The 21,988-nt window shown below is 57.7% G+C and carries 26 protein-coding genes; 13 read left to right on the forward strand and 13 right to left on the reverse strand.

Going from position 1 to position 21,988, the window contains the following annotated elements; translation table 11 throughout:
* Positions 1-100: 100 nt before the first annotated feature.
* Positions 101-262 (reverse strand): hypothetical protein, encoded by a 162-nt coding sequence (locus tag AB4Z52_RS17335; protein WP_442219167.1) that lies wholly within the window; start codon positions 260-262, stop codon positions 101-103.
* 223 nt (positions 263-485) lie between these two features.
* On the opposite strand from AB4Z52_RS17335, the gene AB4Z52_RS17340 reads away from it, so the two are divergent.
* The 3 genes from AB4Z52_RS17340 to AB4Z52_RS17350 all read left to right on the forward strand — a co-directional run bounded on the left by AB4Z52_RS17340 (position 486) and on the right by AB4Z52_RS17350 (position 2,151).
* The gene (locus tag AB4Z52_RS17340) at positions 486-932 is read left to right on the forward strand and encodes a transposase (protein WP_442219168.1); all 447 of its coding nucleotides are present in this window, start codon (positions 486-488) and stop codon (positions 930-932) included.
* A gap of 233 nt (positions 933-1,165) precedes the next feature.
* On the forward strand, positions 1,166-1,492 hold the full coding sequence (locus AB4Z52_RS17345; RefSeq protein ID WP_442219169.1) for a hypothetical protein: 327 nt from the start codon (positions 1,166-1,168) through the stop codon (positions 1,490-1,492).
* Between the two features lie 467 nt (positions 1,493-1,959).
* Positions 1,960-2,151, forward strand: coding sequence for a hypothetical protein (locus tag AB4Z52_RS17350; RefSeq protein ID WP_442219170.1), 192 nt, complete (start codon positions 1,960-1,962; stop codon positions 2,149-2,151).
* A 121-nt stretch (positions 2,152-2,272) separates the two neighbouring features.
* On the opposite strand, the gene AB4Z52_RS17355 is transcribed toward AB4Z52_RS17350, so the two are convergent.
* Positions 2,273-2,596 carry a hypothetical protein gene (locus AB4Z52_RS17355; RefSeq protein ID WP_442219171.1) on the reverse strand — a complete coding sequence of 108 codons (324 nt, stop codon included), beginning with the start codon at positions 2,594-2,596 and terminating at the stop codon, positions 2,273-2,275.
* Between the two features lie 171 nt (positions 2,597-2,767).
* On the opposite strand from AB4Z52_RS17355, the gene AB4Z52_RS17360 reads away from it, so the two are divergent.
* The 6 genes from AB4Z52_RS17360 to AB4Z52_RS17385 all read left to right on the forward strand — a co-directional run bounded on the left by AB4Z52_RS17360 (position 2,768) and on the right by AB4Z52_RS17385 (position 7,405).
* The gene (locus tag AB4Z52_RS17360) at positions 2,768-3,040 is read left to right on the forward strand and encodes a hypothetical protein (RefSeq protein ID WP_442219172.1); all 273 of its coding nucleotides are present in this window, start codon (positions 2,768-2,770) and stop codon (positions 3,038-3,040) included.
* 1,440 nt (positions 3,041-4,480) lie between these two features.
* Positions 4,481-5,536 (forward strand): HWE histidine kinase domain-containing protein, encoded by a 1,056-nt coding sequence (locus AB4Z52_RS17365; protein WP_442219173.1) that lies wholly within the window; start codon positions 4,481-4,483, stop codon positions 5,534-5,536.
* The gene (locus tag AB4Z52_RS17370; RefSeq protein WP_442219174.1) at positions 5,529-5,903 is read left to right on the forward strand and encodes a response regulator; all 375 of its coding nucleotides are present in this window, start codon (positions 5,529-5,531) and stop codon (positions 5,901-5,903) included. The genes AB4Z52_RS17365 and AB4Z52_RS17370 overlap by 8 nt, the downstream gene beginning before the upstream one ends.
* Positions 5,904-6,032: 129 nt before the next feature.
* Positions 6,033-6,218: a DUF3008 family protein gene (locus AB4Z52_RS17375; RefSeq protein WP_442219175.1), complete on the forward strand. Its 186-nt coding sequence runs from the start codon at positions 6,033-6,035 to the stop codon at positions 6,216-6,218.
* A 38-nt stretch (positions 6,219-6,256) separates the two neighbouring features.
* Positions 6,257-6,454: a ribosome modulation factor gene (locus tag AB4Z52_RS17380; protein ID WP_442219176.1), complete on the forward strand. Its 198-nt coding sequence runs from the start codon at positions 6,257-6,259 to the stop codon at positions 6,452-6,454.
* A gap of 705 nt (positions 6,455-7,159) precedes the next feature.
* Positions 7,160-7,405 (forward strand): helix-turn-helix domain-containing protein, encoded by a 246-nt coding sequence (locus tag AB4Z52_RS17385; RefSeq protein WP_442219177.1) that lies wholly within the window; start codon positions 7,160-7,162, stop codon positions 7,403-7,405.
* 157 nt (positions 7,406-7,562) lie between these two features.
* On the opposite strand, the gene AB4Z52_RS17390 is transcribed toward AB4Z52_RS17385, so the two are convergent.
* Both AB4Z52_RS17390 and AB4Z52_RS17395 read right to left on the reverse strand, forming a co-directional pair.
* Complete coding sequence (locus AB4Z52_RS17390) at positions 7,563-7,814, reverse strand: Lrp/AsnC ligand binding domain-containing protein (protein WP_442219178.1); 252 nt, start codon at positions 7,812-7,814, stop codon at positions 7,563-7,565.
* Positions 7,815-8,232: 418 nt separating this feature from the next.
* Positions 8,233-8,493: a hypothetical protein gene (locus AB4Z52_RS17395; RefSeq protein ID WP_442219179.1), complete on the reverse strand. Its 261-nt coding sequence runs from the start codon at positions 8,491-8,493 to the stop codon at positions 8,233-8,235.
* A gap of 215 nt (positions 8,494-8,708) precedes the next feature.
* On the opposite strand from AB4Z52_RS17395, the gene AB4Z52_RS17400 reads away from it, so the two are divergent.
* Positions 8,709-10,604, forward strand: coding sequence for a diguanylate cyclase (locus AB4Z52_RS17400; protein WP_442219180.1), 1,896 nt, complete (start codon positions 8,709-8,711; stop codon positions 10,602-10,604).
* A gap of 466 nt (positions 10,605-11,070) precedes the next feature.
* Here AB4Z52_RS17400 and AB4Z52_RS17405 read toward each other — a convergent pair whose 3' ends face one another.
* Together AB4Z52_RS17405 and AB4Z52_RS17410 are read right to left on the reverse strand one after the other, a co-directional pair.
* The gene (locus tag AB4Z52_RS17405; RefSeq protein ID WP_442219181.1) at positions 11,071-11,337 is read right to left on the reverse strand and encodes a DUF2934 domain-containing protein; all 267 of its coding nucleotides are present in this window, start codon (positions 11,335-11,337) and stop codon (positions 11,071-11,073) included.
* A 231-nt stretch (positions 11,338-11,568) separates the two neighbouring features.
* Positions 11,569-11,823: a hypothetical protein gene (locus AB4Z52_RS17410; RefSeq protein WP_442219182.1), complete on the reverse strand. Its 255-nt coding sequence runs from the start codon at positions 11,821-11,823 to the stop codon at positions 11,569-11,571.
* Here AB4Z52_RS17410 and AB4Z52_RS17415 point away from each other — a divergent pair.
* Both AB4Z52_RS17415 and AB4Z52_RS17420 read left to right on the forward strand, forming a co-directional pair.
* Positions 11,800-13,263, forward strand: coding sequence for a phospholipase D-like domain-containing protein (locus AB4Z52_RS17415; protein ID WP_442219183.1), 1,464 nt, complete (start codon positions 11,800-11,802; stop codon positions 13,261-13,263). The two genes, AB4Z52_RS17410 and AB4Z52_RS17415, sit on opposite strands and share 24 nt — an antisense overlap.
* A gap of 108 nt (positions 13,264-13,371) precedes the next feature.
* A complete protein-coding gene (locus AB4Z52_RS17420) occupies positions 13,372-14,229 on the forward strand; it encodes an endonuclease/exonuclease/phosphatase family protein (protein ID WP_442219184.1) in 858 nt (285 codons plus the stop codon).
* A gap of 30 nt (positions 14,230-14,259) precedes the next feature.
* Here the strand turns inward: AB4Z52_RS17420 and AB4Z52_RS17425 are convergent, their stop codons facing one another.
* The 3 genes from AB4Z52_RS17425 to AB4Z52_RS17435 all read right to left on the reverse strand — a co-directional run bounded on the left by AB4Z52_RS17425 (position 14,260) and on the right by AB4Z52_RS17435 (position 17,131).
* The gene (locus AB4Z52_RS17425; RefSeq protein ID WP_442219185.1) at positions 14,260-15,393 is read right to left on the reverse strand and encodes a mandelate racemase/muconate lactonizing enzyme family protein; all 1,134 of its coding nucleotides are present in this window, start codon (positions 15,391-15,393) and stop codon (positions 14,260-14,262) included.
* A complete protein-coding gene (kdgD, locus tag AB4Z52_RS17430) occupies positions 15,393-16,295 on the reverse strand; it encodes a 5-dehydro-4-deoxyglucarate dehydratase (RefSeq protein ID WP_442219272.1) in 903 nt (300 codons plus the stop codon). Before kdgD ends, AB4Z52_RS17425 begins: the two co-directional genes overlap by 1 nt.
* A 74-nt stretch (positions 16,296-16,369) precedes the next feature.
* Complete coding sequence (locus AB4Z52_RS17435; RefSeq protein ID WP_442219186.1) at positions 16,370-17,131, reverse strand: FadR/GntR family transcriptional regulator; 762 nt, start codon at positions 17,129-17,131, stop codon at positions 16,370-16,372.
* A gap of 101 nt (positions 17,132-17,232) precedes the next feature.
* On the opposite strand from AB4Z52_RS17435, the gene AB4Z52_RS17440 reads away from it, so the two are divergent.
* The gene (locus AB4Z52_RS17440) at positions 17,233-18,030 is read left to right on the forward strand and encodes an NAD-dependent epimerase/dehydratase family protein (protein ID WP_442219187.1); all 798 of its coding nucleotides are present in this window, start codon (positions 17,233-17,235) and stop codon (positions 18,028-18,030) included.
* Positions 18,031-18,051: 21 nt separating this feature from the next.
* Here the strand turns inward: AB4Z52_RS17440 and AB4Z52_RS17445 are convergent, their stop codons facing one another.
* The 4 genes from AB4Z52_RS17445 to AB4Z52_RS17460 are packed head-to-tail and all read right to left on the reverse strand — an operon-like array spanning position 18,052 to position 21,863.
* Positions 18,052-19,098: a sulfate/molybdate ABC transporter ATP-binding protein gene (locus tag AB4Z52_RS17445; RefSeq protein WP_442219188.1), complete on the reverse strand. Its 1,047-nt coding sequence runs from the start codon at positions 19,096-19,098 to the stop codon at positions 18,052-18,054.
* 10 nt (positions 19,099-19,108) lie between these two features.
* Complete coding sequence (cysW, locus tag AB4Z52_RS17450) at positions 19,109-19,981, reverse strand: sulfate ABC transporter permease subunit CysW (protein ID WP_442219189.1); 873 nt, start codon at positions 19,979-19,981, stop codon at positions 19,109-19,111.
* On the reverse strand, positions 19,971-20,828 hold the full coding sequence (cysT, locus tag AB4Z52_RS17455) for a sulfate ABC transporter permease subunit CysT (protein ID WP_442219190.1): 858 nt from the start codon (positions 20,826-20,828) through the stop codon (positions 19,971-19,973). Before cysT ends, cysW begins: the two co-directional genes overlap by 11 nt.
* Positions 20,829-20,834: 6 nt before the next feature.
* Complete coding sequence (locus AB4Z52_RS17460) at positions 20,835-21,863, reverse strand: sulfate ABC transporter substrate-binding protein (protein WP_442219191.1); 1,029 nt, start codon at positions 21,861-21,863, stop codon at positions 20,835-20,837.
* Positions 21,864-21,988: the final 125 nt, after the last annotated feature.

Below are 21,988 nucleotides of genomic sequence, written 5' to 3' on the forward strand. Positions count from 1 at the left end.
AATTTCACCGACGTCCTGCGGGATATGCCTGCGCCAGAAGGGCGCTGCTCTTTCAAGGGAGAGGTTCGGAGAAGGGAGGGTTCCAACCGTTGAAGGCGACCTATTTGACCATTTTGCGGAACAGTCGCGCTGCTGCGCCATAGGGTGAAGCCGGCACATTCTCGTCGGGCGCACGGAACATCACACCGACGATCTGGTCGATGAGGAACACCAGCCCCAAGGCCGTTACAAGATAGATTGAAGCAAGGATCAAAAGCGACATCAAAGCCGCACCTCGACAAGGTGCTCGGCTGGCAAACTGACGATTGCAAATGTCAGGATCATACTGCCATGCATTCCGTATAAGGTTTCATCGACGGCTACTCATTCTGCTACGTAACACCTCTTTGTGAACGTTATTGCAGCGTCAGGCTGTCTGCTGATATTTGAATAGCCTCGAGATTTGTAGACGTCTTCTTTCCAAAATTTGAGGCAAGAAGACCATCATGAGCAAATCCAATTTCAATGAAAAGTTTAAGCGGGGTGCGGTGTGTCGGATGACCGAACGCGGCTATCCCATTTCCGAAGTTTCGCAGCAGCTGGGTGCGAGCCAGCATTCTGGCTACGAGTGGAAGAAGAGGTTTTCTTCGACGTCCGGCTGGATCCGACGTACAAACCGTGGAATTTCTGCGAGGCAATCATGGACTGAAAATGGGAAAGTTGACGGGCGCGGTTGCATTTATCAGATCGATCGGTTGCTTCCGACCCTCCGTCATCTCGTGATAGGGGTCCTCCGACCGCCGCTTCACTTCACCGGCAATGGCGCAGCATCTGTTCCCACAGCTTACACAAGCGGCGCATTTGAGACGCGAGCATGGTCGCGTGTTGGCCTAAGTCGCCGATCGCCGCACTACCAATCCATGGAATCATTGGAAGCTCCTTGCGCGTTTTGACGTGTGCCTGACGGAGATCATTAGACGATCGTTGCCTTGAGCTGCTCGGCTGCCGCTTGCTGTCGCGAGGTTCAGCAATACGAGAGCCGAGGGGCTTAAGGCGTGGAGTGAGCGACTACAGTTTGGCCATCACGATCGACGATCCTTGGAATATGATTGAGCCAGTGCTTTAAATATTGGAACGATGTTGCGGCCTAGTCGTTGTACAGGCATCCAACTAGGAGGATATGTATATGAGAAACGCAATTATCGCCTGTACGATGGCAGTATTCGCTGCCGGTTCCGTTGCTTTGCCCGCCTTCGCTGACGACGTTTATGTCACCGGTCAGCGCTCCTATGACAACGGATCCGACAATGGCTACGATAACGGCAACGACAACGGCTATCGCCATCATCGTCATCATCGGCCAGGTGTCGTGATCAGCGACCGCGGCGTTACCATTGGTTCTGTCGAGCAACGCGACCAGTATCGCAATCGCAATCGTTGCTCCACCAGGACGATGACACGCCAGACGGATAACGGCGATCAAGTGACCAAGACAATCCGCCGTTGCGACTAACAACTTCAAAGAACCCGGCCGAGCGAGCCGGGTTCGTCATGTTCGGGCCCAGCTTGCGCATACAGTTGGAGTTCGATGCCCTGCAATTCAGCGCGATAAAGCGTACAAACTAGGCTTGACGCGCGACAGGCTGTACTCATTGTTTGGGAATTGCGCGAGACTGCCAATATAGCCGAGTTTTCGGCTTGATCAACTTGCCGAGTCATGAGGATGTTTCCCCGAAAAGAAAATGTGCTGGTTCGTTCAAAGCAAACCTGTCTTGGGGACACGGTTCTCTCAAGCTGAATGACGAGCGCCTCGGCGTTGCTGGAGCATTTGACGCTAGCCTCAAGTCCGTACTGGCGTTCTCTGCGCTTCGGTTCCCTAGCGAGCCGCGATCGGGAAAACTCTAATGGAAATGCCAGCCGCTTAGGGGTGACGGGTCTCGTTAGAATCGTCCAAGTCAGGCCTTGTCGACGACCTTTTTGATGACATCCTTGGCCCGTCCTTTGCCTCTGGGCGTCGCCCTTGGCTTCCTGGACTATGCCTTTGACCTGCATTTCATCGTTTCCTACTGCCTTACCGGCGCCCTGATGAGCCTTGCCCGTGAATTCGTTGGGCTTGCCGGAAACTTTGTCTGCGGTGCTACCCATGGCCTTTTCTCCACGGGCGAAACTTGATTGTTTCATCGGGACTATCCCGGCGATTTGACCTCCATACTCCATCGCTGATGTGCAGTTGAAGGCCACGGGCCCGTTGCAGCTACCTGATCACGGATCCTGTCAAAGCGTTCGCGGGGCTTTAATTGCCCTTCCTCGCGTCGCCCTCGGCAGGACATTGGCGCTCTGCGGATAGCGCTTTCCATTCCACAACGTCTTCGGCCTGCACCCAGATTGTGGCCTCATTTCCGGCGCGGCCGTGCTCCAACTTGTAGCTCGCCACCTGCCCGAATAGGGCTCGGTGGGCCACCAACCGGTCCATCGAGATCTCCGGCGGAGCGGCGACATCCTCCATGGCCTCACGAGTGACGATCACGAGCCAATCGGTGCTGCCGTCGGTCATGGGAATGTGTGCGTTCTCGTTTGTGATGAACGGTAACATCTCGTCTCTCATCGATAGCGGCATATGCTTCCCCTATATCCCACGACAGCAACATGGGCCCGGTCCGGAACTGATCCGCGGGCGGGATGAAGGTCCCACCGGCTCGCGATTTTCTTCGGCGCGTGGAACAGTTTTCTCTCTTGCGTGTTCCGACTAGGCAAACTTACCATACAGTACCAAAATTGGAGAAATGTGATGTTGAAATCCACACTGATTGCTGCGGCTTTGATCGCGGTGGCCGCAATGCCTGCTTATTCCGCAAGCATGTCTACTTCCATGCCAATGTCGAAATGCGATGACGCGTCGATGGCGTCGATGCAGGACAAGATTGATGCCATGACCGACAAGTCTCATCAGAAGATGGCCATGAAGGAGATGACGATGGCCAAGACTTCCATGAAGGCTCACAAGATGAAGTCCTGCGGTATGCACATGGACAGGGCCATGAAGGACATGGGCGCCATGTAGCGTCGAATTGTTTGGTAGCCGTCCCGTTGCGGGGCGGCGACTTGGCGCGAGCCCTAGAGCTGACGGACGGCCAGAATGGCCAAAAGCCGCCCATTGAAACCGTTCCCTGAGCCCATCGGTGGCGGGATGTGGCCTGCATCGACGCCGCGACCGAGCTATCTGTCCAGGCGAGAAGCGAGTGCGCTTCGACGAAAACGACCGGCAAGCCCGAACATGGCGCAAATGTGTTGAGGGTGGAGGACTGACCAATGCCTCATCATGCTGCAATGATCAACGCGTTTATGACGGCCTTGCTCTTTGCCGCTATGACTACCACGACGTGCGCGCAGGCCATGCCCAGTGCAGTTGGTCGAGAGACGACCTTTCTTCATTCGTTTGATGGGTCGTTTGCCGGAACTGGCAGATTGGAGCGTGCCGATGGCTCTGGCCACACGCTGACCTGTAAGTTCAAAGGCACTAGCGAAGCGCGGCACGTCGTCCTTGATGGGCGCTGCTCGATAGCAATTATATTTGCCACATCAATGCGGATCGATATCCGATACGATACGGGGACCGGGCGCTATTCGGGCTCGTTTCGCGAGAGCATGGGCACCATTGCAGACCTCGTAGGCTCTCGCCAGGGGGACGCGCTATCGCTCGCTTTTACCGAAACGCCAGAGAGTATTCGTCCCAACCCGCCCGCGCGGCTGACAATCACGCGAAGGGATCACGATGTGGTTTTGACATTGCGCGGAACCAAGCCAGGTCGGGGCCAGAGCCTGGACCTTATACTGCGTCAAAGCTGAAGGTGAGCGACGATGCTGCCGAATACCTCCTCTATCTGAAGCGTTTCCCTGCAGGACAATTTGCCGAGCTGGCCAGAGCCCATCTTGAACATGGTGGAACGGGCGAGCTGATCCGGGCGTCGAAGTCGCCTGGGAGACCGTGCGAGACACAGGCAATGCTGGAATGATCGAAGCCTATCTGGCGAAATATCCGCAAGGGCAGTCAGCAAACTCGCCCACATCATGTTGGCTGATCATGGCGCGAAATCGCCCAAAAGGCAGAACCGGCGACCATCTGAAAGGCGGTTTTCGGATCGGCCTCTACCAAAACACTATTGCGCGGCCGCGAAAGCAGGGGTCTTTCCGTCGAAACGAACCAAATACGGTTCTGGACGTTGAGCTAGGTCGGAGTGCCATTGCGAGCAACGCATCGTCCAATAAGCGCGATGGAGATGGTCGGGTGCTCCCCAGGAGACGTACATGAGTATCACAACACTTCTCATCATCGTTGTTATAGTTCTGCTCATCGGCGGCGGCGGCATGTTCGGCCGAGGGCGCTGGTATTAGCTGATACCCAACGCGGCATGGGTACACGTTCACTGCCGTCGGCATTCCGCGCGATGTTTGAAATCGCTGACCGGCTGCGGGCCGTCAAACAACCGGACAAGGCCAGGACATGCCTGAAATAGTACCCAAATCCGAGGGCCAACAAGCTGCCGAAGCCAAAGTCGACAGCTTTCGACGAGACCTTGGTCCGTTCGTCGTTGCCGCCGAGACGACACGAATGGCCATGGTGTTTACGGACGCGAAAGAACTCGCCAACCCGATCATTTTTGCCAATAACGCTTTCCTCGATCTGACCGGATACAGCCGCGAAGAGGTGCTCGGGCAGAGCTTCAACTTCCTAATGGCGCGTGGCACCGATCCCGGTTCGCTGGCGCGGATTGAGACCGCGTTTGCAGGCAACGCGGTCGACGGTTCAGAAATTTCCTATCGCCGCAAGGATGGCAGCTTCTTCTGGTCGGCAATCCTCATCAGCCCGGTTCGAAACGAAAGCGACGACATCGTCCAGCATTTCGCCTCGTTCGTCGATCTAACCGATCATAAGCGGGAGCAAGCCCAGTTCCGGATGTTGATCGACGAGTTGAACCATCGCGTCAAAAATACACTTGCGACGGTGCAGTCGATTGTCTGGCAGGCCTTGCGGAATGCGTCCGATCCCGAAGTGATCCGGGAATCCATCGAGTCACGCCTGTTTGCCCTTTCCCGGTCACATGATTTGTTGACCCACGAGAATTGGGAGGGTGCAGGGTTGCGCGACCTGGTCAAAGCGGCCCTGGAGCCGTTTGGGGTTGGAAATGGTCGGTCGGAGCACATTGCCATCACCGGCGGGAATATCCGTGTCTCACCGAAGGTTGCCCTTGCTCTCGGCATCGCCTTCCACGAACTTGCGACCAATGCCGTAAAATATGGCGCATTTTCCAATAAGGCAGGGTCGGTGCTGATCTCATGGACAAATGAACCCACACCTAAAGGCAGTCGGCTTCTCCTGCGCTGGCAGGAAAAGAACGGTCCGCCCGTAATCTATCCCTTGAGGAAAGGGTTCGGCTCGCGCGTGATCGAGCGCGGCCTGGCGCATGAGCTGGAGGGCACGGTTGATCTCGACTACCGGACTGAGGGCGTCGTTTGCACGGTCGACTTTATTGCCACGAACGGTGGTCGTAATGGATAAATTGCTATCCGGTCGGCGCGTCCTCGTTGTCGAGGATGAAATGCTGGTTCTCATCATGATCGAAGACATGTTGGCAGATCTCGGATGTATGTCGGTGATCGCCGCTGCTACGGTCAATCAAGCCATCGCTCTGATTGAAGTGCAAAGTTTCGATGTTGCGATGTTGGACATGAATCTGAATGGCCACGACAGCTATGAAGTGGCCGAAGCACTTGCTGCACGAGATGTGCCGTTCGTCTTCTCGACAGGCTATAGCGGTGACGATCTCAGGGACGGCTACCGCGACCGGCCCGTCCTGATGAAGCCGTTTATGCCTAAGGAACTGGTCGAGATACTTACGCTGCTTCTGTGTCTTGCAAAATCATAGTCCGCTCCCGCCACCAGGCCGATGGGATCCGGTCTCCGGCCCCTGGCGTGTCCATTGAACACCAACTTAGGACCTCCTGGAACCAGCGCCGAGACTGGGAGTTCCATATGAAAGCAGGAGGCCAACATCATGCCAGCCAAGTCGAAAGCACAGCAGCAAGCCGCAGGTGCAGCCCTTTCCGCAAAACGCGGTGAGACCCCAAAGGCGGAACTCAAGGGCGCGTCCAAACAGATGGTCGAGTCGATGAGCGAGAAGCAGCTCGAAGAGTTCGCTGCCACGAAGACCAAAGGGAAGCCGGAACATGTCCGAAAATAATTTGATGGCTTTTGCTGCCACGTGGGAGGACAAGTCAGATGGACGAGCTGAGGAAACCGACTGAAGCGCAGAAGAAGGCTTATGACGCGGGTGCTCGGGCGTTCCGGGGCGGGGGTGAAAAGGCAAAGAACCCGCATGCGGAGGGGAGCGACGTCGCCAAATATTGGGAGCACGGATTTCTCGATGCGCAGAAGGCGTCTGCCACAGCCGATAAGCTGGGATCTTCGCGAGCCTGAACGAAAGGTGCATCCGGACCGCCTGCTGCGGTGGATCGCAGTGCCTATGGGCAAGTCACTGGTGTCGGAAATCGGAGGGGCCCGATTGGCTGCGATCTGAGAAAGAGACCCATTCCTAGGTGCAGAGTGGATGCCATGCTACGGTAACGTTTTGAACGCTCGAAGGCCCTTGCGGGTGATCGGCGACTAGATCGAGGTATTTCGCCGGTTCTCTGAACTGCCCTCGAACGGAAGTGTCTTCCCGGAGACGAAGAACGCAGCAGTCGGCTCCTTGAATGAATTCCACGTCGTTTTCACCCTGATTTTCATTTCGCGGCAATCCATCAAAACCATCGAGAATCCTTGCGATGCTTTGTTTATTCGTATCGTCGTGGCTCGCTGTGAATGGAAAAATGGGTCGAAATGATATGGAACTTAACAAATATGGGTCATGCCTGGCCATTCAGGGGAACGTATGAAATCCACTAGCATCATATAGCGCGACGATCAGGATGAGGCGTCTCACCTTGATTGTCGCCGCGCAAGCATCAAGCGATCTGAGCAGCACAAACTCCGCTGAAGGAGTCTAAATGCTTGCCTGGAAGCGATCTACGCTTATATTGGCGCTGCGTCGGCTGTTGTATTTTGATCCGACGTCTGACTGGCCTTCGTAGCCACCTTCACCCGACGAGTTGTCTCGTCGCCGGACTTTGGAAGGAGATTTTCATGTCCATATCAATCCAAAATGTCGATGCCTCCAGTGTGTCTCCAGTATCGGAAATCGACGTCGGAAACGCCGTTCGCGCCGCTCGGGAGTCGTACGGTTACAGTGTCGACGACCTCGCGGTCACCTGCGGCCTTACAAATCGAGAGATCTCGGATGTCGAGATCGGAGCGGATACCGATCCTTCCAAACTCCGACGTATCGCAGCCGCTCTTCAGATCGCACCATCTGCGTTCCTGACGATCTAGCAGCTGGAAAAAGCGCGACGCATCCATGGAGTTGCGTCGTGCTTTTTTTGGACGGTCACAATCTGTAAGCGCCACCAGTCGTCCGTTGAGAAAACTAAACGGTAGCTTGGCGCCGCCAAAGGCGGGCCTTGCAGTGTGTAGCGCAAGTAGCGTGAACCTAATCGGTGACAGGCACCACGTCTCGAATTGTCACCAAGGTCCGGAAGGACTTCGCATTGGCGTCGTCATGGAAAACCTCTTGCGTGAACGCGTCGTATTGATCCATTCCGGAAAGCCGGAGGAGCATTACGAAGTCAGCGTCTCCGGTCACGTACGAGGCCTGGGATACTTCCGAGCGCTTCTTTATTTTCCTGATGAAATCGTCGAGTTCTCTGGCTCCTTCACGTTCCAGCGACACAAGAACGTGCACGCTCAGAGGAAGCCCGAGCGCGATTTGGCCTACGATCGCCCTTTGATCAGCAGGGTACAGTCGCCGGCAACTATCTCCTGAAGGCGTTCAAGGGAAAGAACGTCTTCATGGTGCATGACAAGACGCCATGGAGTTCATCCCGCTTCTGAACATTGCGTTGGAGACTGCTGCCGGTGTCGCCTCGGTGAGATAAACGAAGTCCTCTCCCGACTTTCGGCAAGTGCGGCTTTGAGGCTCACCCTCAGCCGGCAGATCGCCGGGTGAGGCGGGAGAGAGCGGCAGAGCAGCCGCTGAGCATACGGATGCGAAACGCACGCTGGTAGCACCGGCCCCCCGCATCTCCCTGAAACCCCGCCCTTTAAAACGACACACCGGTCTTGCGGTCGTTTTCGATACGACCGACGTGGGCCGCTTGCCCCTAGCGATCTCCCTTCGTCCACCGCGCGTTCCTGATGGCTTCCTCTAGGTTGAGCATCTGGGCCGTGTCTTCGGCCAGCTCCAAGCCAAGTCCGACGAGCAACACTCCGCGCACGTCGGCCACGTCATCCGTCACGGCATCGATCACCGACCAGGTGCCGCTCTTGTCGCTCCTCACAGAATATCGCCGCTTCGCCATGAGCTGATACTTAAGGCAGGTTACCGATTGGACAACTCTTGCGATACCAAAAATGTCCACCATTCGCGCTCAAGGTTATCAGCGTGCTAGGAATCTAATTGGGCTCCATTCCGATGTGCTGACTGGACCGACCTCATGAGCGAAGGCGAGCCCCTTCTCATTCCCGATTGACAAATGAATCCAACTACCGGTGATCCGGCACCGCGCGATTAAGCAGCCCGAAAGGAAAATAGCTTAAAAGCAAAAGGGAACATCCCCATGACGTAAATCGGGTGACGATGAGCACGACCTGGCAGATATTGATCGGCAATCTTGCGACCGTCGCGCTCGTGATCTCGATCTGGGCGCACTTGTACGATCGGCTTCGGGAATATTCCGACCTCCAGACAAAATTAATGTTCGGAGTGGCCATGGGGATTGGTGCCATCGCGTCGATGATACTTTCAGTGCCGGTCAAGTCGGGAGCATTTCTCGATCTTCGTTTCTCCCTGATTGCGATTTCCGCAATATTCGGCGGTCCGATTTCGGCTTTTGCAACGGGCGTCATCGCGATCGCCTACAGGTTGCTCCAGGGCGGCGCCGGCGTCTTCGTTGGTGTAATTGGCATGGTGATTGTTGCGATCATTGGCATTGGAGCCCGTGTACTAGTTCGAGGCCGCGTGATCACGCTGATCGATATTGCGGTACTTTCGACTACTGTTGGGATTGCGCTTCTCGTTACCATTGTTGCGGTTTCGGGCCAAGGGGACGCAACCACGTTCAGCCATGTCGTCCTGCCCGCCGTCCTCTTGAATTCACTCGCCATCGTGATCGCCGGTCTGGTTCTTTTGCAGTTTCGCCGCATTGCGTTCGAACGCGATCTCTTAACCGCCGCCCTTACGCAAATGCCCGATTTCCATTACGTCAAGAATCGCGAAAGCGAGTTCGTCATCGTCAATCGGAAGATGGCGGCACACAATCATTTCACCTCGCCAGCCGACATGGTTGGTATGACGGACTTCAACCTCACCTCCAAACGGCGGGCCGAGACACTCTACTTTGAAGAACAAGAGCTGATGCGCAGCGGCGCTGCTCAGATCGACAAGGTGGAGTTTCTGCGGGAGGGCGAAGACGAGCGGTGGTATTCGGCAACAAAAGTTCCTTTGCGCGACCGTCAGGGCTCAATCATCGGGATGGCGGGGGTCACGCGTGATATCACCGAGGAACGGCAGGTCGAGCAGGAGCTGCTGCGGAGCCGAAACACGCTGTCTCACGCCATGGCGGGTATGTCGGATGGCTTTGCGATGTTTGACCAACTGGGGAGGCTGGTGTTCTGTAACGCACAGTATTCCAATCTCTTCCCGCTGTCGGGAGCGCTCCGGGTGGCGGGATCAAACATCAAGGATATTCTTCGGAAGGTCGTGGAGACGAATGAGCGCCGGGGCTTGCCAACACATTCGACTGAGGAGTGGATCGAACATGCCGCTGCCGACCTCCACAGGGACAAGGACGAGGAGATTGATCTCCATGATGGGCGGTGGCTTAGCCTTCGCACGCGACTGACGGCCGACGGCATGGCGATTGTAGTCGTATCGGACGTTACCATCATGAAGCAGGCTGAACAGTCGCTGAGGACGGTCGCTGATCAGATGAAGTATCTGGCGGAGACCGATGGTCTGACCGGGACGGTCAACCGGCGCGCTCTCGATGCGGCAATTGCAACCGAACTGGCGTATAGCATCACAAACCGCACATCGCTGAGCATGCTGATGATCGATATCGATCGCTTCAAACTGTATAATGACACCTATGGCCACCTCGCGGGAGACCAGTGCCTGAAGACGGTTAGCGATTGCCTTCGGGATGTCGTCAGGCGCGACACCGACGTCGTCGCCCGGTTCGGCGGTGAAGAATTCGTGGTGCTTCTGCCTGCAACCGACGAGGTCCGCGCGCTCGAGGTCGCGTGCGCGTTTCGAAGTCGCTTGAATGGCCTGTACCTGCCTCATTCTGCAAGTGAGTTCGGTCACGTGACTGTAAGTATCGGGGTTGCAACGAGGAATAGCCACGCGCCGGAAATCACCGCGTCGCGTCTCTTGAAAGAGGCCGACCAAGCGCTCTATTCTGCAAAACGAAACGGCCGCGATCAGGTTGCCGTGTCTGAGGGAGCGGCGGTCGCAGAGAAATATGCCAGTTGAGAACTTGCAATGGACCAAGTGTTGGTCCGAGGCCGGCGCCGGACGTATTGCGAAAATCACTGGTTAGACGCGAGTATAGCCAAGGAAGCAGAAATCACTTGTCAGTCGAGGGTCTGCGATGAGTGAGGCAACAGGCATCTATCATACCTCCGTCATGCAGAACGGCGAAGAGATCGAACTCGGTGTTGAACGTCTCTGTCCGGATCTATTGCGGATCGTTGGACCTTAGCGCTTCCAGGACCGAATAGCCCCGGGTTTGGTAGACGCCCTCAGGCTACTTTTGATGTGCTCATGATGGTCTTCTTGCCTCAAATCTTGGAAAGATAACCTCTACAAATCTCGGAGCTATTCAATTGTTCAGCGGTGGTAACGTTGCCCCCGTGAATGGTCATAAAAAGCAAAGGCCCGATGCATGAACATCGGGCCGACTGTTAAAAACCACCGCCAGCTGAACAGAACCGGGGATCTAGGCTTTTGCTGTAGGGGCCTTTTTGGCTGTCCGTTTTACAGCCGCGGCTGGCGGCACCGCACCATTGGCGACCGACCGTTTCGGGGCTGCCGCACGCTTCGCTTTGGGTTTGACGTCCAGCGCCGCGGGCGCTGTCTTTTCCATGATGGCTCGTTCTTTTGTCGCCTGTTCCCAATGGGCGGCGTCCTTGCCGGTTGGGTATCCATCTTCTTCCCAAAGGGCATATGCACGTTTTTTAATCCATTCGTCCTTGGATTCTGTCATCGCCTATCTCCATTCGCACCATAGGATTTCGCTAAACTTCACAAGGTACCGAAAGTTCAAAACCTGCGACACCTCGCATTTCGATGTCGAGAGATGCCCGTTCTGAGGTGCGGGCTTACGGGTCAGAGCGCGTGGCGAGAGAACGAGGCTCTTGCAACTGAAGGAAATATTTCACGAAACAACACGCTCATCGACGTCCTGCTCAGCCCTCGCGCGGTCGAATGCCCTAGACTAGTTGAAATGATCTTTTAACGCGAACCGGCAGACCGTGACTATGGCCTCAGATCGGCCGACGTTCAATGGAAAAACCCTGCTTTCTTGGCTCGAAGCTGCAGAAAATCTGGATTGTTTTGCCCTGGGTCGATACGGACCGAGAAGGCGACTGATTTCAGCTGTTGCCAGGAACCATTCGGCTGCTAGCGGCACATTGCGCGGATTGCCTGCAAAGCTATATTGCGCCGCATGTTCAATCTGATTTCCACCCATTGGCCACATGTCCTTTTGATCCTCTCCATCACGATGGGGGCCGCGGCTGCTATCCATGCGGCGATGACCAAGGAGGAGGTTCGCGCTGCAACAGGGTGGGTGGCGGTCATCCTATTGTCGCCGATCGTCGGTGCCGTTCTTTATACCATGGCGGGCATCAATCGCATTCGCCGTGCGACGCTGAGTTCGCAGCGCCGAATGTTGTTCCAGACGGATGCGCTTGGAGAACTGGCGAGCTTCGATGCCAAGGACGATGAAGTTGCGAAGTTATTTGGCGGACGCTTCAGGGGCATGAAAACACTGGGCGACCGCGTTGCCCGCCGCCCCCTGATGACCGGCAATACGATCGAGATGCTCGATAGCGGCAACGAGGCCTATCCCGCCATGAAGGCCGCCATCGACGGCGCCGAACGCAGTATCCTGCTCGAGACCTATATATTCGACCGAGACCCCATCGGTCACCGGATCGCCGATGCGCTCATCGAGGCCGTCAAGCGCGGCATCAGCGTTCGCGTTCTGATCGACGCCGTCGGTGCCCGCTATTCGGTTCCAAGCATCATGGGGTATCTTCGCGACGGCGGGGTTCGGGTTGATGTGTTCAACGGAAACGTCATCATCGGGCTGCGCCTGCCCTACGCCAATTTACGGACCCACCGCAAGATACTGATCGTCGACGGCCGCATCGCCTTGACGGGTGGCATGAACATCCGCCAGGCCTTTACTTCAGAATTTGCCGGGCCAGACCATGCTCGTGATATGCATTTCTGCGTGACCGGGCCGGTGGTTGCCGACCTCTTTCAGACTGCGGCCGAAGACTGGCGTTTTGCGACAAACGAAGCCCTACGCGGCGACCACTGGCGCATCGCGACGCCCGCCAACGAGCCCGGCTCGCCGCTCTTTATGCGCGTCGTCTCCTCGGGACCGGACAGGAGCTTGGAAACCAATCACAAAATGCTGATCGGGGCATTTTCGGTTGCGCGCACCTCGATCCGCATCATGTCTCCCTATTTCCTGCCGGACCGCGAATTGATCAGCGCGCTGACGACGGCGGCGCGGCGCGGCGTCGCGGTTGATGTCGTCGTTCCCGCCGTCAACAACCTGACGCTGGTCGACCGTGCGATGACGGCGCAATTCGACCAGATGCTCAAGAATTATTGCCGCATCTGGCGCGCCGAGGGGCCGTTCAATCATTCGAAGCTGCTGTCCATCGACGGTATCTGGGCCTATGTCGGCTCCTCCAATCTCGACCCACGCTCGTTGCGACTGAACTTCGAAGTCGACCTCGAAGTGTTCGACAAGGGCTTTGCCGGACGGATCGATGCGCATATTGCCTCGGTTCTGGAAAAGGCTGTGCAGGTCGACCTTCATGCGCTGCAATCACGGCCCTTCGCCATTCGCCTGCTGGAGAAAATCCTGTGGCTGGGGTCGCCTTATCTTTGATGTGTGCTTCCGCGAAAAAATGGCTTTTGCAATGGCAAGTTCCGCGGCAGTCCCTATACTTGCCAAGGAATTACTGGCGTTGTTTGCAAAGAAACGTTCGGCGGCTAGATGCACAAAAAGAAGGTAACTCTGCGCGATAGTATCTTCGATTCCATCAGGAACCGGAAGAGGCACGCGGCGGAAACCATGGGCGGTGACCCTGCGCGCCCGGCCGGAACGCTGATCGCGTCCTACAACGTTCACAAATGCGTCGGGTCGGACGGTCGTTTTGATCCGGAGCGGATCAGCCGGGTGATCCATGAAATCGATGCGGATGTGATGGCGCTGCAAGAGGCAGATAGCCGCTTCGGCGAGCGCACCGGCTTGCTCGACCTGCACCGGCTGGAACGGGAAACCGGGCTTGTTCCCGTGCCTGTCGCCGGGGCGGTCAAGGCGCATGGCTGGCATGGCAATGTGGTGCTCTTTAAGCGCGGAAAGCTGCGTGACGTTCATCAGGTTGCTTTGCCGGGCCTGGAGCCGCGCGGCGCGCTAATCGCCGAGATAGAGCTTGCGCAAGGTGGTGCTTTGCGGATCATCGCCGCGCATCTCGGCCTGCTCAGGCGCTCCCGAGCGCAACAGGCGCGGATGATCGTGGATTTGATGACCCGCGACGACGAAACGCCGACGATCCTGCTTGGCGACCTCAACGAATGGCGGCTGGGTGATCGATCGTCGCTCAATACCTTCCAGTCAGCCTTCGGCCCATTGCCGGCGGCGGTGCCGAGCTTCCCGGCGGGCCTGCCTGTGCTGGCGCTCGATCGGATTCTTGCAAATCGCATTGGATTGATCTCGAAAGTCGAGGCGCATGCATCGGTGCTGGCACGCGTCGCCTCGGACCATCTGCCGATCAAGGCGGCATTGAACCTCGATCTGGCCCAGGCTGACTACGTCTCCGTTGAGACGAAATCCGCCGGCGGCCTGGCCTGAGCTATGAGCCAGTTGCCGCCAGTGAGCGGATCAGTCCTTCAATTTATACAGCGCCAGCGCGTCGCGATTGATTTCGATTCCGAGACCTGGGCCATCGGGGATGGTGACGACGCCGTCGACGTGTTCCAACGGCGCGGTCAGCACCGCCTGCCGAAACGGATTGACCGTCCGGTCGAATTCGAGGATCGGCGGCCGGCTGTTGCGTCGCGGTGGGTCCGGAGGTAGAGCGGCTATGAACTGTAGCCCGGCAGCAATGGCAACGCCGGTGCCCCAGACGTGCGGGACCAGCCTGACGCCGTGAAGCGCTGCCATATCTGCGATCCGCCGCATCTCGCTGAAACCGCCGGCGCCGCAGACGTCGGGCTGGAGGATGTCGACGGCGCGTGTCTCCAGGGGTTCACGCATGCCGAACCGGCCATGCCAGGTCTCGCCGCCGGCGACGGGGATCGGCTGGCCTTCGCGAACGGCGCGATAGGCGCTGAGCTGCTCGGGAATGACCGGCTCTTCGAACCAGCCTATTCCAAGCTCCGCCACAGCCTTGCCGACCACGCAGGCTTCCAGCACGTCGTAGCCATGATTGGCGTCGATCATCAAGCCTTTTTCGGGCCCTATTGCCTCACGAACGGCGCGGATGACGGCGATATCCTGATCGACATCGAAGCCGATCTTGATCTTGACGGCATGAAAGCCCTGGGTGACGTAGGCAGCCGCTTCCGAAGCGACATCGGAGACCGGATCAACTCCGTCCTTGCGAAACGAGCCGGTGGCATAGGCCTTAACATCCTCACGAAAGCGACCGCCAAGCAGCCGCGATATCGATGCGCCGTAATGTTTGCCCTTGATGTCCCAAAGGGCGATGTCGATTCCGCTGAGCGCCGTGACCGCCAGGCCGCGCTGACCTTGATCGCGCAGGAGATTATAGAGTTCGAGCCACAGGACCTCGGTATCCAGGGGATCGCGGCCGACAAGGCGAGGGGTGTAGGCCTTGATGACGGCGGCGTTCGGCGCCGCCGGCCCCAGCGCTTCGCCCCAGCCGACCGTGCCGTCATCGCAGACGATCTCCACCAAGCAGTGCTGGCGGCGATCGAACCGCATCGAGGCGCTTTCGAAGGCATGGTCAAGTTTGTGATCCAGCAGATGCGTGTGGACAGCGGCGATCTTCATCAGCGATAAGGCCTCATCAGATCCTCAAGCATTCCGACCTCCTGTTCGCTGAGATCCGTCAATGGCGCGCGGACCGGACCGACATCGTGGCCGAGCAGGCGAACGCCGGCCTTGATCGCGGCGACGGCGTAGCCCTTCTGGCGATTGCGGATCTCCATGAACGGATAGAAGAAATCGACGAGGATCCTGTTGGTAGTCTCGGTCTCGCCCGCACGCAGCGCCGAATAGAATTTCTGCGCTAAGGCCGGCACGAAGTTGAAGACGGCGGAAGAATAGGTTGTCACGCCTGCGCCAAGATAGGCATCGGCAAACAGTTCCGCAGTCGGCATGCCGCCGAGATAGGTCAGCCGGTCGCCCATCGTGGCAGTGATCTTGCGAACCAGGCCGATATCCCCCGAGCCGTCCTTGAAGCCGACGAGGTTCGGGCAGGCCTCGCAGAGCCGGGCAAGCGTTTCGGCCGTCAGGATCGAATTGTCCCTGTTATAGACCATGACGCCGATCGATACGGCATCGCAGACGGCCTTGATATGCTGGAAAAGCCCCGCCTGCGGCGCATCGATCAGATAGTGCGGCAAAAGGAGGATGCCGTCAGCTCCTGCACTCTCGGCAGACTGGGCAATCTGCACCGCCATCCCGGTGCCGTAGCCGCAACCGGCAACGATAGGCGTATCGCCGGCCGCAGCTTTTGCCGCGCTGACAATTGGCGGAATTTCATCCGGCGCCAATGAAAAGAATTCGCCTGTGCCGCCTGCGGCGAAGAGAACGCTCGCCCTGAAGCCGGAAAGCCAACCGACATGGTCGGCATAGACCGCGCGATTGAAATTACCGTCCTTGCCGAAAGGCGTCACGGGGAAGGAAAGAAGACCAGCGCCGAGCGCCGCTTTCAGTGCCAATGGGTCCAGGGTCACGACTTGCTCCGAAATGCTTGATCCAATTTCGTCATCATATCTGTCATATGATATGTGTCAATAACTCATCATATGACATCGGCCGAGAATGCCTTCCTGATGAGGCTGCGGTAGCGTTGCTGGCTCCCTTTGAGATGCAGCCGCATTGCTTGACGGGCGCCATCCTCGTTGCGCTCGCAGATGGCATCGGCGATAGACTGGTGTTCCCTGTGGATCTGGGCCAGATAATCTTTCGGCGCTTCCCGCCCGCCCTGTTGCAGCGTCGAGCGCGGGATCATCTGCTGGCCCGTCAACTCCAGGAAATCGCGAAAGCGCGGATTGTTGGTGGCGTCTGCTATCGCAAGATGAAAACGGAAATCAGGCTGCGAAGTCGCCAGCCCGTCAGCGAGCGCGCGACCAAACTCCTCGACCCGTTCGATGATCATTTGTTCCTGCGCGGGCGATCGGCGTACTGCAGCAAGGCCCGCAGCTTCCGTCTCGACGGCTGCCCGCAGCTCGAGCATTTCGATGATCGACGAAACCCGGCCGGGGTCGGTGTCCAGCAAGCCCTGCAAGGGTTGCGACTTGAGCGTGCCGACGAAGACACCTATGCCATGTCTTGCCTCAAGCAGGCCGTCGGCACGCATCGAGGCGATGGCCTCGCGGATCACCGTGCGGCTCACTCCGAATTTCTCCGTCAATCCACTTTCGCTTGGAAGCTTCTCTCCAGGCTTGAGCAACCCGTTTGCGATATCGTGGCGCAGCTGGGAGCCTACGATGTCAACGAGATTGCGCCGGCCCGTGGTCACCTTTTCCGCGGCCTCCTTATGCTTCGTCGCCTGCTGCGCCATGGACTCCCCCGTTTCTGGAATGATATATTCTACAGATATATGATGACGAACAAAAGCTTATATTATAGGTTCGCCGTCAGAATTGATTGAAGGATGGATTGATGTTGAAGACCTTGTTGATGACAGGAGCTGCAGGCGGGGTCGCGACTGCGCTGCGTCCGCTACTATCGGAGCTCGCCGAGACCGTGGTCCTCTCGGACATTGCCGCCATCGACGATCTCGGGGCGAACGAACGGTTTGTCCGCTGCGACGTGGCCGATCGCGCCGGGCTCGACGCTTTGGTGAAAGGGGTCGACGGCATCATCCATCTTGGCGGGGTATCGACTGAAAAACCGTTCGACATGATTTTGGAGGGAAACATTCTCGGCCTTTACAATCTCTATGAGGCCGCCCGCCACAATGGCAAGCCGCGGATCATTTTTGCAAGCTCCAACCATGTAATAGGCTTTTATAGGCGCGACCAGCGCCTCGACAACAAGGTGCCGCCGCGGCCCGATTCGCTCTACGGCGTCTCCAAGGTGTTTGGCGAGGGCCTCGCCAGCATGTATTTCGACAAGTTCGGCCAGGAGACGCTGTCGGTTCGCATCGGTTCGTGCTTTCCCAAGCCGCGCAACCGGCGAATGCTTGCGACGTGGCTCAGCGCGCACGATCTGATGACGCTGTGCGGCCGGGCCTTCGATGCCCAATGGCTCGGCCATACCATCGTCTATGGCGCTTCCGCCAATGACGAGCAATGGTGGGACAATGGCAATGCCGGCTTCCTCGGCTGGGCACCACAGGACAGTTCGTCAAAATGGCGCGCAGAGATCCTGGCCAATGCCGAGCCGGAGGCGATCAGCGACCCCGCCGTGCTGTATCACGGCGGTGATTTTGCAGCCGCTGGCCACCCGGAGGACTGAGAGTAGAAGCGCCGCCCGCGCTCAGTCGTCGCTGCGAAACAGCTTCCATCGGGTTGGCCGGAAGGCGATCCGCGAGCGATCAAGGCCGCCCGCCGTGTCCGGCGGCAGCTCGATTTCGATATGCGGGTGGTTGGCGCCAATGTCGATTTCTATATGGCGCGTCCCCGCAACGCGGCGGCTCGTCGTCAGCAGACCGGCAATGCAGCCGCCGCAGCCGTCGCGAAGCTCGACGTCGTGTGGGCGGAAGTAAAGCTGGGCCTCGCCATCTGGTTCGCCGCGGGCGCTGAGGCCCAGCGGACGGTCTTCGAACCAGATCTCGTCGTTCGATACCCGCACATTCAGACAGTTGGACTGGCCGATGAAGCCAAAGACGAAAGGCGAATTTGGCGAATCGTAGATTTCGTCAGGCGTCCCGACTTGCTCGATTGCCCCTTTGTTCAGCACAACGACACGGTCGGCAAGCTCCAGCGCCTCTTCCTGGTCATGGGTTACGAAGACGGTCGTGTGGCTGGTCCGGTCATGGATTTCGCGCAGCCATTTGCGAAGGTCCTTGCGGACCTGGGCGTCCAGCGCACCGAAAGGTTCGTCAAGCAGCAGCACGTTCGGTTCGACCGCCATGGCGCGAGCGAGAGCCACGCGTTGGCGCTGGCCGCCGGAAAGCTGCGCCGGATATCGCTTCTCAAGGCCGGAGAGCTGAACCAGATCCAGCAATTCGAGAGCACGTCTGCGAATTTCAGCGCTGGCGGGGCGGCGAGCCGCCGGCCGCACTTTCAGGCCGAAGGAGATATTGTCGAGCACCGTCATATGGCGAAACAGGGCGTAATGCTGGAATACGAAACCGATATTGCGCTGCTGCACGGTCTTTTTCGACGCATCTTCGTTGCCGAAAAAGATCCGCCCTTCTGTCGGTGTTTCCAGCCCGGCGATCAGGCGTAGCAACGTCGTCTTGCCTGAGCCAGAGGGACCGAGAAGCGCAATCAGTTCGCTCGGCCTGATATCGAGAGAAACATCGTGCAGGGCCGGAAAGCGACCGAACTCCTTGCGCAAATTTTGAACGCGAACTTCCATTCATAATCCTTTAGTGACGGCGGCTGGCAGCGATTTCCTCGCTGAAGCGCATCTCCAGCAGCGTCTTTAAAACAAGCGTAACGAGCGCGAGCAGCGCCAGCAACGTTGCAACGGCAAATGCTGCAGCAAAACTATAATCGTTGTACAAAATCTCGACCTGCAGCGGCATCGTGTTGGTCTCGCCACGGATATGGCCCGAGACAACCGAAACCGCGCCGAATTCGCCCATGGCGCGCGCGTTGCAAAGCAGAACACCGTAGAGCAGGCCCCACTTAATGTTCGGCAGCGTGACATGCCAAAAGGTCTGCCAGCCGCTGGCACCAAGCGAAAGTGCGGCCTCTTCATCGGCCGTTCCCTGTTCCTGCATAAGCGGGATGAGCTCCCGCGCGACAAAGGGGAAGGTCACGAACATCGTCGCCAGGACCAGGCCGGGCACGGCGAAGAGGATCTTGATGCCATGGCTTTGCAGCCAGGGCCCGATAAGGCTGTTTGAGCTGAATAGCAGCACGAAGACCAGGCCTGAGATGACAGGCGAAACCGAGAAGGGCAGATCGATCAGGGTGGTCAGGAACGCCTTGCCCTTGAATTCGAATTTCGCGATCGTCCAGGCGGCCGCAACGCCGAAGATCACGTTCATCGGCACGCTGATGGCGGCAACCAGCAAAGTCAGCCGGATGGCGGAGAACGTCTCCGGGTCCTGCAGGGAGCTAAAGAATTCGCCCACCCCCTTGCTGAACGCTTCGACGAAGACGGCAGCAAGCGGCAGCAGCAGGATCAGCACCAGAAAGATCAGTGAAAACGTGACCAGCGTCCACCGGGCAATCCGGCTTTCGGTGACGGCCGAGTGGTGCACCTTGGGAGGGGCAGAAGCGTCAAGCGCCATAACCATACCTCCGTCTGCTCCAGGATTGGATGAGGTTGATGAGAAGAAGCATGACAAAGGAGATGATCAGCATCACCGCCGCGATTGCGGTTGCGGCGGGATAGTTGAATTCCTCCAGCCTGATGACGATCAGAAGCGGCGCAATTTCAGATACATAAGGCAGGTTTCCTGCAATGAAGATGACGGAGCCGTATTCGCCGACGCCGCGCGCAAAGGCGAGCGCGAAGCCGGTAAGAACCGCAGGGGCAAGACCCGGTAGCAGCACGCGGGCGATCGTCTGGAAGCGATAGGCGCCAAGCGTCGCGGCAGCCTCCTCGACTTCCCTGTCGATCTCCTCCATGACAGGCTGCACCGTTCTGACCACGAAGGGCAGGCCGACGAAAATCAGCGCGACGACGACGCCTGTCGGCGTGTAGGCGATCTTGATGCCGAGCGGCAGCAGAAATTGCCCGATCCAGCCGTTCGGTGCGTAGAGCGTTGCAAGGGCGATGCCCGCCACCGCGGTCGGCAGCGCGAAGGGCAGATCCACCATTGCATCGATGATGCGCTTGCCCGGAAACCGGTAGCGAACCAGCACCCAGGCGAGGATCACGCCAAAGATTGCGTTGACCATAGCCGCGATCAGCGCGCCACCGAAGCTGATGCGCAATGCGCTCAGCGTTCGTGGATCAGAGGCAATCGACCAGAATTTGACCCAGCCAAGCGAACTCGAGCGCCAGGCAAGACCTGAAAGCGGGATCAGGATGATGAGGGTGAGCCAGATCAAGGTAAAGCCGAGCGCCAATCCAAATCCTGGAATGACGCTCGGTTGCCTGAACCGCCACCGCTTGCGGACTGCTGCATGCATTAAGAATTATTGCCCCGGCTTATAGATCTGGTCGAATATACCACCATCTGCGAAGAATTTCGGCTGCGCTTGCTTCCATCCGCCGAAATCGTCGATCGTCGCCAATTTGACCGCCGGGAAACGGGCAATATCCTTCGGATCGGCAACGTCCGGCTTAATCGGTCGATAATAGTGCTTGGCGGCGATCTTCTGTCCTTCGTCGGCGTAAAGATACTGCAGATATGCCTCTGCCGCCTTGCGGGTGCCCTTAGTATCGACATTGCCGTCAACCAGGGCAACCGGTGGGTCGGCCCGGATCGAAACCGATGGCGTCACAATCTCGAATTTGTCGGGACCAAGCTCCTCGAGCGAGAGATAGGCTTCGTTTTCCCAGGCGAGCAGCACATCGCCGAGGCCGCGCTGAACGAAGGTCGTGGTCGCGCCACGGGCGCCGCTATCAAGCACCGGAACATGCTTGTAGAGCTGCGTGACAAAGTCTTGCGCCTTGGCGTCATCGCCGCCGTTGGTCTGCTTGGCCCATGCCCAGGCGGCTAGCAAGTTCCACCGGGCGCCGCCCGAGGTCTTGGGATTGGGCGTGATCACCTGGACGCCGTCCTTGACCAGATCGCCCCAGTCCTTGATGCCCTTCGGATTGCCCTTGCGGACAAGCAGGACAATGGTCGAGGTGTAGGGAACGCTGCCGTTCGGCAGCTTGGTCTTCCAGTCGTCTGGGATTTTGTGCGTCGCCTTGGCGATCGCGTCGATATCGCTCTCGACGGCGAGGGTCACGATATCTGCGTCAAGACCATCGATAACCGAGCGTGCCTGAGCACCGGAGCCGCCGTGGGAGGTCTTGATCGTCAGGTCCTGACCGGTGTCCTTCTTCCATTTTGCTGCAAATACGGTGTTGAAATCCTTGTATAATTCTCTTGTCGGATCATAGGAAACGTTAAGGAGCGTCGTGTCGGCGGCAAAAGCCTGGCCAAGTTCTGCCAATGAAAAACTGCCAATCAAAACTACTGCTGCGAGTAGGCGGGAAAGTCGTACCGTCTGCATCGTCACCTCCATTAATATGCCCAAACTCTATCAACTTGGTCGTATAATGTAACAACGATTGTTCCGGTTCCGGTCGCCTGCTTAGAATGCATTCCCATAAAACGGTGTAAAGTGAAATCGCCTTG

The sequence above is a fragment of the Rhizobium sp. 2YAF20 genome, assembly GCF_052114685.1.
Lineage (GTDB): Bacteria > Pseudomonadota > Alphaproteobacteria > Rhizobiales > Rhizobiaceae > Rhizobium.